The sequence below is a fragment of the Geobacillus sp. G4 genome (assembly GCF_040327975.1).
Classification (GTDB): domain Bacteria; phylum Bacillota; class Bacilli; order Bacillales; family Anoxybacillaceae; genus Geobacillus; species Geobacillus thermoleovorans.
Genome location: NZ_JBEPJY010000013.1, coordinates 20,479 through 36,033, shown reverse-complemented (window position 1 = coordinate 36,033; position 15,555 = coordinate 20,479). Strand labels below are relative to the sequence as shown.

Annotated in this window: 12 protein-coding genes; all 12 read right to left on the bottom strand. The window is 47.1% G+C overall.

Features of this window, described 5'->3' with window-relative positions:
* The 12 genes from ABS784_RS13670 to mmsA all read right to left on the bottom strand — a co-directional run bounded on the left by ABS784_RS13670 (position 1) and on the right by mmsA (position 15,504).
* Complete coding sequence (locus ABS784_RS13670) at positions 1-1,053, bottom strand: aldose epimerase family protein (RefSeq protein WP_352512851.1); 1,053 nt, start codon at positions 1,051-1,053, stop codon at positions 1-3.
* Between the two features lie 16 nt (positions 1,054-1,069).
* Positions 1,070-2,065, bottom strand: coding sequence for a Gfo/Idh/MocA family protein (locus ABS784_RS13665; RefSeq protein ID WP_352512849.1), 996 nt, complete (start codon positions 2,063-2,065; stop codon positions 1,070-1,072).
* 62 nt (positions 2,066-2,127) lie between these two features.
* Entirely contained in the window at positions 2,128-3,636 is a 1,509-nt protein-coding gene (gene arfA / locus ABS784_RS13660) for an arabinosylfuranosidase ArfA (protein WP_352512847.1), read from the bottom strand.
* A 26-nt stretch (positions 3,637-3,662) separates the two neighbouring features.
* Positions 3,663-4,508, bottom strand: a complete 846-nt coding sequence (locus ABS784_RS13655; protein ID WP_020279025.1) for a carbohydrate ABC transporter permease — start codon at positions 4,506-4,508, stop codon at positions 3,663-3,665.
* A gap of 3 nt (positions 4,509-4,511) precedes the next feature.
* Entirely contained in the window at positions 4,512-5,420 is a 909-nt protein-coding gene (locus tag ABS784_RS13650; protein ID WP_031212609.1) for a carbohydrate ABC transporter permease, read from the bottom strand.
* Positions 5,421-5,567: 147 nt separating this feature from the next.
* On the bottom strand, positions 5,568-6,878 hold the full coding sequence (locus ABS784_RS13645; protein WP_020279027.1) for an ABC transporter substrate-binding protein: 1,311 nt from the start codon (positions 6,876-6,878) through the stop codon (positions 5,568-5,570).
* Between the two features lie 462 nt (positions 6,879-7,340).
* Positions 7,341-8,831: an L-arabinose isomerase gene (araA, locus tag ABS784_RS13640; RefSeq protein ID WP_352512845.1), complete on the bottom strand. Its 1,491-nt coding sequence runs from the start codon at positions 8,829-8,831 to the stop codon at positions 7,341-7,343.
* A 16-nt stretch (positions 8,832-8,847) separates the two neighbouring features.
* Positions 8,848-10,542 (bottom strand): ribulokinase, encoded by a 1,695-nt coding sequence (locus ABS784_RS13635; protein WP_013145166.1) that lies wholly within the window; start codon positions 10,540-10,542, stop codon positions 8,848-8,850.
* 16 nt (positions 10,543-10,558) lie between these two features.
* Positions 10,559-11,245 (bottom strand): L-ribulose-5-phosphate 4-epimerase, encoded by a 687-nt coding sequence (araD, locus tag ABS784_RS13630; protein ID WP_044731465.1) that lies wholly within the window; start codon positions 11,243-11,245, stop codon positions 10,559-10,561.
* 94 nt (positions 11,246-11,339) lie between these two features.
* Positions 11,340-12,434 carry a GntR family transcriptional regulator gene (locus ABS784_RS13625; protein ID WP_352512843.1) on the bottom strand — a complete coding sequence of 365 codons (1,095 nt, stop codon included), beginning with the start codon at positions 12,432-12,434 and terminating at the stop codon, positions 11,340-11,342.
* A gap of 303 nt (positions 12,435-12,737) precedes the next feature.
* On the bottom strand, positions 12,738-13,961 hold the full coding sequence (gene mmsB / locus ABS784_RS13620; RefSeq protein ID WP_407067059.1) for a multiple monosaccharide ABC transporter permease: 1,224 nt from the start codon (positions 13,959-13,961) through the stop codon (positions 12,738-12,740).
* A 1-nt stretch (position 13,962) separates the two neighbouring features.
* Positions 13,963-15,504, bottom strand: a complete 1,542-nt coding sequence (gene mmsA, locus ABS784_RS13615; RefSeq protein ID WP_352512841.1) for a multiple monosaccharide ABC transporter ATP-binding protein — start codon at positions 15,502-15,504, stop codon at positions 13,963-13,965.
* Positions 15,505-15,555 lie beyond the last annotated feature (51 nt).

Below are 15,555 nucleotides of genomic sequence, written 5' to 3'. Positions count from 1 at the left end.
TTACGACGATCGCACGCCAAATCGATAGATCGTTGTGGATACTCGCTCCTTACCAGCTGACAATACGATCGATGGAAATTGCGGATGATGAACCGCATCGGGCAGCCCTTGTGTTTCCAGGCAGATGCCTAAATACTTCCGCGACGGCACACCACCCAAATCCAGCCCTTCCGGCAACTGGTTCGACGTGTACACGACGACGCCAGCTTCATCCGTCTCCACCGTCAACGTTCGTCCACTCTCTGGGTCGGAAAGCACAATTTCCATGTCATGATGGAGGTCGAGCCAAAACGGATGGTCATAGCCCCCGCCGACGAGTTCGATCTGCGGATGCCCGGATTCGACCGCCTCCCGTATCATCGTTCCGTTCCGTAAGTCAAACGGCGTGCCAACAACATCCAAGACGCGCCCGGTCGGAATCAGCTCGTCATTCAATTCGAGTACGCGAGAGCTTTGGATGGCCAGCGTATGGTCTAAAATATCGCGCTTGCCGTTGCCGCTTAGGTTAAAATACGTATGGTTCGTCAAGTTGACAAGCGTCGTTTTGTCCGAACGAGCCCGGTAGGTGACGGTCCATTCGTTGTCATTGTTGAGCCAATACGCCACTTGCACATCAACCGTTCCCGGATACCCTTCTTCCCCGTCCGGGCTTGTGTACGAAAAGACGACCCCGACCGCATCATCGCCCCAAACCGGTTCCGCCTGCCAAAGCACGCGGTGGAATCCGCCCGGGCCGCCGTGCAGATGGTTGTTGTTTTCGTTTTTCGCCAACTCGTACGTGGCCCCTTCAAGCTCAAAACTCGCCCCTTGAATGCGCCCCGCCACCCGGCCAATCACGGCGCCGAAATAAGGGGCGTTCTCGACATACGGCTCAAATCGGTCAAACCCAAGCACCACATTTTCAATGTTGCCCATCCGGTCAGGAACCAGCAGTTTGGTCACGATGCACCCAAAGTTCGTCGCGGACAATTGTATGCCGCGATCGTTTGTCAAGGTGAACAAGAGAATATCGTTTCCATTCAGTTCGGACCACTTTTCGTATGTAATGTTCATCTCGATTCCCCTTCCTTCATAACCGCACGATCGCTCCCGTTTTCATCGATGTGCGGCAAGCGTCGAGCGCCCGCGATTGTTTGATCATGCGCTCCGGCGAATACAACAGCGGCGTCCCTTCGAGAATGGCGCGGGAAAAGTGCTCGATTTGTAGCGCGTATTGGTCGCCTGCCACCGTTTCCTCGCGTACGTTCCCATCAGCCGTTGCGACCGTAATTCGCCCCTCGCCACCATCCACATCCGGTCGATACGCCCGCGAGACAACGATTTTTCCCTTCGTACCCACTACTTCGTATTCGTTCTGAAAAAGCATATCAAAACTGCACGTGAACTGCGCAAGAACACCGTTTTCCATCCTCATCCATCCGTTCGTCGTTAAATCAACCGAATAGTGTGGATCAAAACAAGATTGGACGAACAGCTCAACGGGCTCGGTATCAAGAATGTGTCTCGTCGAATGCACACAATAGCAACCGACATCGAACAGACTTCCCCCGCCAAGCTGATCGTTCATGCGGATATTCGTCTCCCGGTCTTGCAAGTAAAAGGAGAAATGGGTGCGCATGTACTTAACTTCGCCGATCTCGCCAGCGGCCAAAAGCTGTTTGACCCGTTCGTGCTGTGGGTGGAACCGGTACATGAACGCTTCCATGAATAAAACGCCATTTTTCTCGCATTCCTCAATCATGCGCCGGACATCTTCTGCGCATAAAGCGGCAGGTTTTTCACAAAGCACGTGCTTTTTCTTCTTCGCCGCTTTAATCGTCCATTCGGCGTGCAAGCTGTTCGGCAGTGGAATGTACACCGCGTCGATGTCCGGGTCATCAAGTAGCTGTCCGTAGTGGTCATATGCCTTCGGAATGCCGAGCTCCCGCGCTGCTTCGCTGGCTTTCCTGCTTTCACTGACGATCGCCACGACTTCGGCGTGATCCGTCCGGCGAATGGCGGGAATCATCACGTATTTGGCAATGGCCGCTGTACTCATAATACCAAAACGGACTTTACGCCCCACGTTTCGTCTCTCCTTTCCGTTTGCAAAGGGAGAGGCTGGCCATCAGACCAGCCTTCATTTCCTTATCGTTTTCCTAAACGAATAACGTTCCACGATAACTTCGGCAGCGTCGCCGACACTTTTCCAGCGGACAGCTGAGCATCGCCGTTGCGGTGCGGAACCACCGGGGAAGATTGCGCGGAATTCGTTTGTTTCACGTTTTCATGTTCCAATACGATATGTTCAATAACGCGATAATCCTCAAAATTGCGGACATCGCACTCAAGCAGTAACGAATCGTCCATATCACGGTTGACGGCGAAAATCGTTACTTCTTCTTTTTCTTCATTGTACACCGCGATCGCCTCTAAGTACGGCACGTCCGTAAAGTCTTTGCTGTCGTATTTCGGACTTGAAATGACTGGGTGCAACGCTACTCCTCTGCCGTAAACCGAGGCATGCATAAACGGATAGTAAATCGTTTGCTTCCATGCCGGACCGTTCTTTTCCGTCATGATCGGTGCAATGACATTCACTAATTGAGCCAAGCAGGCAATTTTCACCCGATCGGCATGTTTCATGAGCGTAATAAGCATGCAGCCGACAAGAAGCGCATCTTCAAAGTTATAAATATCCTCCAACAGAGGCGGCGCCACCGTCCACGGTTCAATTTGCTTATCCGCCTCATTCGAATGGTACCATACGTTCCATTCGTCAAACGAAAGATGAATCGTCTTCTTGCTTCGTTTTTTCGCCTTCACATAATCGGCGATGGCGACAACCGAACGGATAAAATCATCCATTTCCAGCGACAACGCCAAATAATTGGCCGTATCATTGTCCCGGTTTCCATAGTATTGATGGAGAGAAATATAGTCGACATGGTCATACGTATGGTCAAGAACAGTCGCTTCCCATTCCGCAAATGTCGACATATTTCTGCCTGAACTTCCGCACGCAACAAGTTCAATGGTCGGATCTACCCATTTCATCACTTTGGCCGCTTCACAAGCGATTCGTCCGTACTCAACCGCCGTCTTATGGCCGATTTGCCACGGACCGTCCATCTCATTGCCCAAGCACCACGTTTTAATTTTATGAGGCTCTTTGTAGCCGTGGGCAATGCGCAAATCGCTGTAATACGAGCCCGATGGGTGGTTGCAGTATTCAACCAAGTTGCGTGCCGCATCAATGCCGCGCGTCCCTAAGTTGACGGCCATATTCACTTCAGCCCCGACCATCTTGGCCCAGTCCATAAATTCATTCAAGCCAATTTCATTCGTTTCCACCGATCTCCACGCCAAGTCAAGCCGCCGTGGCCGCTTTTCTTTTGGCCCGACTCCGTCCTCCCAGTTGTAACCGGACACAAAATTCCCGCCCGGATAACGGATAATGGGCACTTGCAGTTCTTTGACCAGCTCGATGACATCTTGCCGGAACCCATTTTCGTCGGCTTGCGGATGGCCGGGCTCATAAATCCCTCCGTATACCGCGCGGCCGAGATGTTCGATAAACGAGCCATAGATGCGTTTGTCGATTTCGGCGATTTTGAAGTCTTTTTCGATGATCATGGTTGCTTTTTTCATACTCATATCACTCAACCCCCTTCTATAGTCGATTACCCTTTCACTCCTCCAACCGTTAAACCAGAAATAAAGTAACGTTGGAAGAACATGAATAATACAATAATCGGAAGAATCGTTAACAGAGATCCCGCAATTAAAATATCATAGTTATTGCCATAAGGAGTTAACAACCCAGATAAACCGATTGGCAAGGTGAACATATCCTCCGTTCGCAGAATAATTGTTGGCCATAGAAAGCTATTCCAGTAACCCATTGCCTGTAAAATAGCCATCGCTCCAAACGCGGGCTTCATCAACGGAACCATAATGCTGAAAAAAATTCTAAATTCCGAACACCCATCTATTCTAGCTGCATCAAGCAATTCCTTTGGCAAACCTAACGCGTATTGTCTAAAAAAGAAAATAGCGATAGGGGCTACCATGGTAGGAACAATAACTCCCCAGTATGTGTTAATCATTTTGAAGGACACCATCAACTTGTATAAAGGTAACATCAAAATTTCAGTCGGAATCATCATGACAGTCAAAACAAGAATAAAAATTACATTTCTGCCCTTGAAATTGTATACTGCCAACGCATACCCAACCATAGAGGAAAATAGTAAAGATAACACAGTTCCGACAGCAGTAATAATCAAACTATTTTTATACCAAGTCAGATATTTTGCCCCTTCTTGGAAGAGGTAAATGTAGTTCTTGAATGACAACAAATGTGCCTGTAATTTTAAATTTAACCCATATCTAAGCAGCTCCGTAGACGGCTTAAAGGATGCCAGTAATAACGCAAAAAACGGGAAGAGTGCGACAACAGCAAAAAGCGACAACATTAATACGACTACCGCCTTTGCAACTGGGTGAATTTTTGCTGTCTCTGTCATTCTCTATCCCTCCTTCCTGAAGGCTCCGGTAACCTTCAACTGAATAATATTAATAACAAATACGATGATTAGCAGCACAATCCCGACAGCAGAACCGAATCCCATATCATTGTTCATAAAGCCTTCTTGGTAAATATAACCTACTAAAGTAAGTCCAATATCACCAGGAGACTGATTTTGCCAAAACACAAAACTCTCCTCGTACATTCTAAAACCGCCAAAAATACTAATCGTTAACACATAAATTACCACTGGCTTTAAAAGTGGAAGTGTAATATAAAAAAACTTCCTAAATGCCCCAGCTCCGTCCATTTCTGCCGACTCATAAAGTTCCTTCGGGATATTTTGCAACCCCGAGAGAAAATACAAAATATTCACCCCTAGCCACTTCCAAGACGCTAAAAATACCATTAAAAACATTCCCGTTCCCCAATGCATTGTCCACTGCTGGGCTGGCAGCCCTAGCCATTTCAAGAGCGTATTCGCAGGAGCTGATTCCAACTCCCCGAAGATTAAGCGGAACACTACACCAACTACGATGGTAGAAGTTAAAGCCGGTATAAAATAGGCAGAGCGAAAAAAATTACGTCCCGGTATAGCCTTAGAATTCAAGATGACCGCTAGCACTAAAGGAAGCGGGATCAGAATAATTAGTGTCCAAATAGTGTAAATTGTTGTATTACGCAAGGCTGCATAAAAATGCGGATTGAGTAATTTTTTGTAATTTTCTACCCCAATAAATTTTGTTTCTCCAGGTAATACTTCTTGAAAACTCATTATGATCGTCGAAATGGAAGGATAAAGGAAAAATAGTAAAAAGGACAGGATAAACGGTGATACAAAAATATACGGAGCAGCCTTTTGAGAAAAAATAATCCCGTTTCCTGTTCGTTTCCGGGGTACTGTTTGCATTGAGCAGCCTGGTTTATTTTCCACCGCGATACCCCTCCTGATTTAATCGTTGTATCATCCCCGAGCCAAAAAACATAGAGTGGTGAGGGGAGACGTCGTGCCACGGCATCAATCAAATCTCCCCTCTATCATTCAAGCTACTCCTGTTTATTGTTTTCTCATTTCATCTGCCACTTTTTTCAGAGCTTGCTCTGGGGACATGCTCTTTTCTTTTAAAACCTTGTACAAAACCGTTTGGACCACTAACTCATTCATTTTTGGAGTGTTTTCAGTCACTGTCGGCGAATTGATTTCGTCTTTCACACTCATAAGAACATCGAAAATATAATCACCAAAGTATTCTGTATATTTATTCGGCTCTTTCAGCGCAGGATCACTCCAAACATCCCAACGAATCGGATCAAATCCAAGTTGTTTCCAAATTTGGATGTTAGCTTCCTTAGATAATTTAGCAAACGCTAAAAACTCCTTCGCCAGCTCTACATTCTTACATTGGTTAGTGATAGCGGTTCCAGTGCCGCCCATGCCTGCTGACCGCTTTCCATCTGCCGTCCATTTTGGCATCGGTTTAATGATTATTTTCCCTTTTAAATCTGGCATGTAGTCGGTAAACCGCACCATGTACCACATCGGCATCACAACAGATGCAGCCCCGCCTTTATTCATAAACCCATAATATTCTTCTGCATGATGGTTCCCACCCGGAGCAGCTATAGCAATTTTTTCATCTAACAGTTGTTTCAAAAATGTTAATGTTTTTATGTTGATATCGTTATCTAAAATTACCTTTCCGTCCTTATCGTAAAAATCAGATCCTTGTTGTACAACTAGGGGCCAGTAAGTCCATGGACCGTCTGTTTCAATTGTCATCATCGGCTTTCCTGTAGCGCTAACTACCTTCTTACCTGCCTCTCTAAAATCATCCCATGTAACGATTTCGTCGGGGTTTACCCCTGCTTTATCCAATAATTCTTTATTATAGTAAATGACGGTCGCACCGACGTGAAAATCAATTCCATAGTACTTTCCATCTTTAGAGTAGATATCGAATCTTGATTGAATAGCTTTGTCTTTTACGGGGTCTATAATGTCATTTAACTCTACTAACTGCGGTTTTCCTTTTAAATAGTTGGAGAAACGAGAAATCTCAATATCTACAATGTCCGGCGCTCCTACTCCGGATTGCAAAGATAAAAGCAGTTTGTTATGCATGTCATCATACGGATAAGTGGTAGTTTCTAGCTGAATCTTTTTGTCAGGGTGTGTTTTATTCCACTCATCAGCCATAAACTCGAAAAACTTTGCATGTTGCTCTCCAAATGTCCATAATGTCAGTTTAGTGGCACCATTTGCGCCTTTGCTCGATTGACCAGAATTGCTTGAGTCACCTGAACAACCAGCTAAAAACGTTGATACAGCCATAAATAAGACTAGTAGCAATAAAGACCACTTTTTCATCGGTTTACCTCCCCCCTGATTTCAAGCGCGGGTCAACTACTGTTTACGCCATGTTGCTACTATCGTTGAAAACGCTTTTAAAACTAACCACCTCTCCCCCTTTGTTTATTTCAAATCCTTTTTATAAGGATCTGAAAACAATTTGACCTTACAAATAGTATGTTTTATCCTAATACCGTTTTATATTGTACGTATAACTTTTAACTTCATTGTACCATTGTATATATTTTTTTCAATACAAAATTTAAAAAAATCAAGAAATAATTTTTATCCACCTTAAAATTGATACCGAAAGTTGTCCATATAACTTCCGTTACGTTGATGACTTTGCTTACACATTCGAAATTACCTCTCTTCTGTTAATGGCCAACTTTTATGTATGATAAAAACGAAGGACATGAGCCCTCCTTCCAGCCCATGTCCTTGGTGTTGTGCCGTATGGATTTGCACGCTGGCTTCACCTTACCGTCCCCGCCAGAATACTTCATTCCATCTTAGTTCGTTCTTGAATGAGGAGACGGACGTATGTTCATTGATCACGACACATTCAATCCCTGCCATTTCCGCAAAGTCTTGCAGCTGTTCTGTTGTAACCGCAAATGAGAAGCACGTATGGTGGGCGCCGCCAGCTAAAATCCATGCTTCAGCGGAGTCGCGGAGCGACGGGCGAGGCTTCCATAAAATGCGGGCGACTGGTAATTTCGGCATGTCGTGTTCCGGTTTCACCGCATCGACTTCATTGACGATGAGTCGGAAACGGTGCCCTAAGTCGATCAATGACGCGTTGACCGCCGCACCCTCGCCGCCGTCAAACACAAGACGGGCCGGATCTTCTTTTCCACCGATGGAAAGCGGATGGACTTCGATTCGCGGCCGGGTCGCTGCAATAGTCGGGCATACTTCCAACATGTGGGCGCCAAGAATCATTTCATTACCCGGCTCAAGGTGGTACGTGTAATCTTCCATAAATGACGTCCCTTTTCCATCAGCCATCACTTTCATTAGCCGGACAAGCGCAGCCGTTTTCCAGTCTCCCTCGCCTCCAAAGCCGTATCCTTCCGCCATGAGTCGCTGAACGGCAAGTCCCGGGAGCTGCTTCATCCCATGCAAGTCCTCGAACGTCGTCGTGAAAGCGGTAAAGTTCCCATCCTGCAAAAAGGCTTTCAGCCCGAGTTCAATCCGCGCCTGTTCACGAATTGATTCGCGAACGGGCCCTTCTTGGCGGCCGGCGGGTACAATGTCGTACAGCTCCTCGTATTCATCGAGCAACTCGTTCACTTTTTGTTCAGAAACATCGCGGATGTATTGCACCAAATCCCCGATGCCATAGCCGTTGACCGACCAGCCGAATTGAATTTGCGCTCCGACTTTGTCCCCTTCCGTCACAGCCACTTCACGCATGTTGTCGCCAAAACGAGCCACTTTTAGGTTGCGGCTTTCCGCAAACGCGACAGCCGTCCGCATCCATTTCGCCAGCCGCTCGCGGACTTCTGGGTCTTCCCAGTGCCCGACCACCACTTTCCGGGCCACGCCCATTCTCGCGCCGATAAATCCGTATTCCCGGTCACCGTGAGCCGATTGGTTTAAGTTCATAAAGTCCATATCGATGCTGTCCCACGGAATATCACGGTTAAATTGAGTGTGAAGATGCAATAACGGTTTTCGCAGCTCCAAAAGGCCGCCAATCCACATCTTCGCTGGCGAGAATGTATGCATCCAAGTGATGACCCCAGCGCATTGTTCGCTCGCATTCGCCTCAAGGCAAACGCGCCGAATTTCCTCTGGCGTTGTGACAACTGATTTGAAAACAAGTGGGAACGGGAACACTGAATCTTGATTCAGCTCATTGACAATCATCATTGAATGCTCTTCAACTTGCTTTAATGCTTCTTCTCCGTACAAGTGCTGGCTTCCCGTTACAAACCAAAATTCATAAGGACGTAATGACAGCATCATTGCTCCTCCCCGTTCACGATAAAGTCATAGATTCTTTCGCCGCTCGTGCGGTTTCTTTCCAATGTTTAAGCCGTTTCATGACATCGTTTTCCCCACGGCCGAAGTAGTCATGCAACTTCGTATATTCTTGGTACAACTGCTCGTACATCGCGACATTCTCCGGAATCGGTTTGAACGTCTCTTCACGCACTTTTCCCATGTTTCGCGCCGCCTCAACGATTGATTCATAACCGCCGTTCTCTTTGCCGGCCGCGACCGCCGCGAACATGGCAGCCCCCACTGCCGGGGTTTGCTTCGACGCCGCGATTTTGATCTCGCGGTTGGTCACATCGGCATAAATTTGCATGAGCAGCTTATTTTTTTGCGGCAATCCGCCGCATGCGTACAACTCGTCAACGTTGACACCGTTTTCAACAAACGCATCAATAATTTTGCGCGTGCCAAAGGCCGTTGCTTCAAGCAGCGCACGGTAAATCTCTTCTGGTTTCGTTAGCAACGTATAGCCAATGATGAGCCCTGTTAAATCGGTATCGACCAACACGGAGCGGTTGCCGTTCCACCAGTCCAACGCAAGCAAACCAGTTTCTCCCGGTCGGTAGGCAGCAGCGCGCTTTTCCAGCCACTCATGGACACTAACCCCTTCTTTTTCCGCCGCTTCTTTCACATAAGCCGGGACGCCTTGTTCAACATACCAAGCAAAAATGTCCCCCACCGCCGACTGGCCGGCTTCATAGCCGAAATATCCTGGAATGATGCCGTCTTCCACAACGCCGCACATGCCTTCGACATATTTTTCTTCCGTGCCAAGCAACATGTGGCAAATCGATGTTCCCATCGCCATCACCAGCTTGCCGGGCTCGACAACCCCGACGCCTGGTACGGCCGCATGGGCATCGACATTTCCGACGGCAACGGCTGTTCCCGGAAGGAGGCCCATCATAGCGGCCATTTCATTGGTCAGCACACCTGCTCTCGTACCAAGCGGAACGATCGGGCCGCGCAGTTTCGTTTCTGTTAAGTGTTCCAGCCGCGGATCAAGCGACCGAAAAAACTCCTTGCTTGGATAGCCGTCCTGTTTATGCCAAATGGACTTATAGCCCGCCGCACAGCTATTCCGGACGATATTGCCGGTCATTTTGAAAATGACCCAATCAGTCGCCTCGAGGAAAAGATCAGTTTGTTCGTAAATCTCCGGATCTTCGTTTAGAATCTGCCAAATTTTCGCAATCATCCATTCGGATGAAATTTTTCCGCCGTATCTCGGCAAAAATGCTTCGCCTCGTTTGGCCGCAATTTCATTGAGCAAGTTCGCCTCATCTTGAGCGGCATGGTGCTTCCACAATTTCACCCAACTGTGCGGACGGTTCCTGAATTCTGGCTTTAGACAAAGCGGCTCGCCAGAAGCATCGACCGGCAGCATCGTGCATGAAGTAAAATCAATGCCGACCCCGATCACATCGGCTGGGTTGACCCCTGACTTTTGCAATACCGTCGGGACAGCGGTCGCCAATACTTCAATATAATCAGCCGGGTGTTGCAGCGCCCAGTCTGGCTCGAGTTGTACGTTCGATTCCGGCAGCACTTCATCAATGACTCCATGAGGATACGGAGTGACATGGTCCGCAATTTCGTTTCCTTCTAGATCAACAAGAACCGCTCGTCCCGATTCGGTGCCATAGTCAATGCCAATGACGTACTTTTTCCCCATCTCGGTCTCCCTCCCTTTACTGCCCATAGTAAGCGTTTGCGCCATGCTTGCGCAAATAGTGGCGATCAAGCAACGTTTGGCTGATCGGCTTTGCATTTGGATTGAGCATGTACGTTCTTGCCGCCATTTTCGCCACTTCTTCCAAGACAACGGCATTATGAACGGCGTTCGCTGGATCTTTGCCCCAAGCAAACGGGCCATGGCCGTGCACCAAAACACCTGGCATTTGCAACGGGTCGAGAAAGCGGAACGTTTCCGTAATGACCTTTCCAGTCTCTAGTTCATAGGCTCCTTGAATTTCTTCATTGGTCATTGGACGGGTGCACGGAATTTCCCCATAAAAATAGTCTGCGTGTGTCGTTCCTAATGCCGGAATTCCTTTTCCGGCCTGCGCCCAAACAGTCGCCCAAGTCGAATGGGTATGAACAATTCCTCCGATCCCCGGAAATTGCTTATACAACCAAAGATGGGTAGGGGTGTCCGACGACGGTTTTAAGTCCCCTTCCACCACATTTCCAGTTAAATCCACGACCACCATATCATCAATGGTCAACTTGTCATACGCCACCCCGCTTGGCTTAATGACAACCAACCCGCGCTCCCGATCAATCCCGCTCACATTTCCCCACGTAAACGTCACGAGGCGGTATTGCGGGAGCTGCAGGTTGGCCTCTAATACGGCTCGTTTCAATTCCTCAAGCATCAGCCTCCACTCCCTCTATAAAAAAACTCCTCACCTCCATTATATTATTGTACGTACAATTTTTCTATAACTTTTTTGATGCCTCGTACATTTTTTAAATTTCCTTTGTTGAGTTACGGACAATTAGCTCTGGTCGATAAATGATATCGCCAATTTTATCGACTGATCGTTGTTCGATCATTTGAATGAGCATCTCAGCCGCTTGAACGCCCATTTCTGTTTTCGGATGGCGAATCGTCGTCAATTTCACCTCCGTCGCTGTCGCAAACGTCGAGTCATCAAACCCTACAATCGAAAGATCATCGGGAACTGACAGCCCTTGTTGGCGAATGACTTCAAGAAGCAAAATCGCCAGCTCATCGTTGTAGCAGACAAAGGCTGTCGGGCGCTCCTCTTTCGGCCGCTGCAAAAACTCCCGCGCCACCTCAAGCGGCTTTGTCCATTTCTCCTCTGTTGCGTAGGAAAGAAGATACTCCGTGGCCACAGGCACCTCGTGTTGCTGATGGGCGCGAATAAAGCCGCGCAAACGATCCACCCCTTGCAAATCGTCAGTTTTAAAGAAACCGGCAATTCGGCGATGCCCTAAACGAATGAGATGATCGGTCAACAAAAATCCTCCCTGCTCATCGTCCATTTTCACGCATGGACAGCTCACTTCCAAATAACGGGCGTTAATCATGACGTACGGGATGTGAAGGTTGTTGAGCGACAAGTAATAGCCAAGGTTCGGATTCCCTTGCGCGCTTTTGGTCGGCTCGATGATCAGCCCGCTCAACGGCTCCCGAATCATCTGCTCAAGCTGTTCTTTCTCTCTCTGTTTGTCGTTATTCGTGCTGGCAAGCAAAAGACGGTATCCTTTCTCCCGCAGCGTCTCCTCCGCCCCTCGGACGATATGGGGAAAAATATAATCGGAAATATAGGTCGTCACGATCCCGATCGTTTTCGTATCCACCTGTTCTTTCGGCTTCGGCCGGGACACAAATGTGCCGCTCCCTTGGATTTTGTACAGCCATCCTTCCTTCTCGAGTTCCCCTAGCGCCTGCCGAACCGTATGTCGGCTTAGTTGAAACTGGTTGGCGATCTCATGCTCGGTCGGAATTTTCTCATCCGGCTTCATTTGTCCGGAAATGATCCAAGATAAAATTTCTTGCTTCAATTGCAGATATTTCGGCAGCGTTTTCTCCTTCATAGTCCACCTCAACGATAAAATAATGAGATACAAATTAATTTTATTATAGCAGTTTTTATTTGTCCGTATCATTGCGCTAAGAGCAGACGGCGGAAAATATATGAGGCGCCTGTACACGCCCTTTTTCGAGCGAAAGAGAACAATGGGAGAAAACGCTCCAACCTCCCAAAACCACTTGAAATGCGACTCGGCATATGGATCATATGAACCGATCGAACTCTTTTCGGGCATAAAAGCCTTGTGTCCATCTTTTGACCATTTGACAAAAAAGCCAAGCAATGCGCTTGGCCCTTCGCTTTCGCATTAAGCAGCTTTATTTTTGTTGTAAATATCAAAAGCCACAGCAATAAGCAATACAAGCCCTTTAATGGCCTGTTGCCAGTCAATACCGAGCCCCAGCAAGGACATCCCGTTGTTCATGACACCCATGACTAGACCGCCGATGATCGCTCCGCTAATCGTGCCGATTCCTCCATAAGCGGATGCGCCTCCAATAAAGCACGCCGCAATGGCATCGAGCTCAAACAAGTTCCCCGCTTTCGGCGTCGCAGCGTTGAGGCGAGCGGCAAAAATCAATCCGGACAAAGCGGCCAACACGCCCATGTTGACAAACACCCAAAACGTGACACGTTTCGTTTTAATCCCGGACAATTGCGCAGCCTTCTCATTACCACCAATCGCATAAATATGGCGGCCGACGACCGTCCGGTTCGCCACAAAGGAATAAGCAATGATCAACGCAGCCAAAATCACTAGAATCGTCGGAATTCCTTCATACGTCGCTAAAATATAAGTAAAAATCATGATCACAGCGGCAATCACAGCCAGCTTCAAGGCAAACATCGCCGCAGGGGTGACCGCAAACCCATATTTTTTCTGACTGTTTCGTTTTCTCCATTCCAGTACAACAAATAAGAGAGAAGCGGCGAAACCGATCACAATGGTGAACAGATGGATCTCTCCTCCATGAAATACGTCAGGGAGAAACCCAGAACTCATATTTTGGAATGTTTTCGGAAACGGGGCGATCGACTGTCCTTCCAAAATAACCATCGTCAATCCTCGGAACAGCAACATCCCTGCTAATGTAACAATGAATGATGGAATTTTTACGTACGCCACCCAAAATCCTTGCCATGCGCCAATCAAGGCACCGAGCAATAAACAAATGAGCACCGTCAACCATACTGATGCATGGTGCTGAACCATCAGAATGCCAGCCAATGCCCCGACAAAAGCTGCCACCGATCCGACGGACAAATCAATATGTCCAGTGATAATAACAAGCATCATGCCAACAGCCAGCACCAAAATATAACTGTTTTGCAAAATCAAGTTCGTAATATTTAGCGGCCTTAACAAAATACCTCCTGTCAACACTTGAAACAGGAACATGATCAGAACAAGAGCAATGACCATACTATAGCTTCTTATATTGTTTTTCATCATCTGTCTTAACGATAACCGTTGACTTTCTACAGATGGGTCTGAGGAATGGCGCATTGCTTTTTGCATTGGTGCTTCCATCTTACGCTCCCTCCTGAATCGCTGTTTTGGTCATGAGTCTCATCAATTTTTCTTGCGTTGCTTCCTCTCTCAGCACCTCTCCTGTAATTCTTCCTTCACTCATGACATAAATCCGATCACACATGCCAAGAATTTCTGGGAGTTCGGACGAAATCATTAAAATACCTTTCCCTGCATCGGCTAGCTGCTGAATGATCGTGTAAATTTCATATTTCGCGCCGACGTCAATCCCCCGTGTTGGTTCGTCGAGAATCAAAATATCTGGCTCAGCAAAAATCCATTTGCTTAACACCACTTTTTGTTGATTCCCGCCACTAAGGGCTTCTACTTTTTGAAATACGCTTGGCGTTTTAATTTTGAATTGGTCACGGAATCGCTCCGATTCAACAATTTCTTGATTTTCATCGACCACAAAATGATTTGAGATTTTCCCTAAGCGGGAAAGCGTAATATTTTTCCGAATGTCTTCCATTAGGATGAGGCCATTTCCTTTTCGATCTTCTGTTACATAGGCAATCCCGTTGGCAATGGCCTTGCTGACATCGCTGACATCGATTTTGACTCCGTTTTTCCATATCTCTCCGCTAATTTTCTTTCCGTATGACCGACCAAAGATGCTCATGGCCAATTCGGTTCGTCCCGCCCCCATGAGGCCTGCGATCCCAACAATTTCCCCTCGACGAATCGACAGATTGATGTGATCAAGCACCTTGCGCTCAGAATAAACAGGGTGATATACTGTCCAATTCCTGACCTCGAATATGATTTCGCCTATCTTCGGTGTTCTTGAAGGATAGCGATTCGTTAAATCGCGTCCGACCATTCCACGGATAATCCGGTCTTCGGTCACTTCATCATGTTTCATATCCAACGTTTCAATTGTTTTTCCATCTCGTAAAATCGTGATCGAATCAGCGACTTTGGTAATTTCATTTAATTTATGGGAAATAATAATGGCCGATAAACCCTGTTTTTTCAATTCCAAAAGCAAATTCAGCAAATTTTCGCTGTCATCTTCATTTAATGCCGCTGTCGGCTCATCCAAAATAAGCAATTTGACTTCTTTGGCCAATGCTTTAGCAATTTCTACGAGTTGCTGCTTGCCGACGCCAAGTTGGCCGACCAGTGTATGCGGCGACTCATCTAATCCGACTTTCTGCAACAGCTTTTTTGTTTGAGCGATCGTTTCATTCCAGTTAATGATGCCTCTTTTCGCCCGTTCATTTCCTAAAAAAATATTTTCGGCAATGGATAGATAGGGAATCAAGGCCAACTCTTGGTGGATGATGACAATCCCTAATTGTTCGCTCTGTTTAATGTTCTTAAACTTGCATACCTCTCCCTTAAATACAATTTCCCCATCATACGTCCCATACGGATAAACACCGCTTAATACTTTCATCAACGTTGACTTTCCTGCCCCGTTTTCCCCGCAAAGCGCATGAATTTCGCCTTCACGCACCTTAAAATTGACATTATCAAGTGCTTTGACTCCCGGGAACTGTTTCGTAATCCCCCTCATCTCTAAAATGAATTCAGACATCACTTTCCGCCTCCTTGGACGAGAGTACGGATATAAGGGGTTTCCCTTATA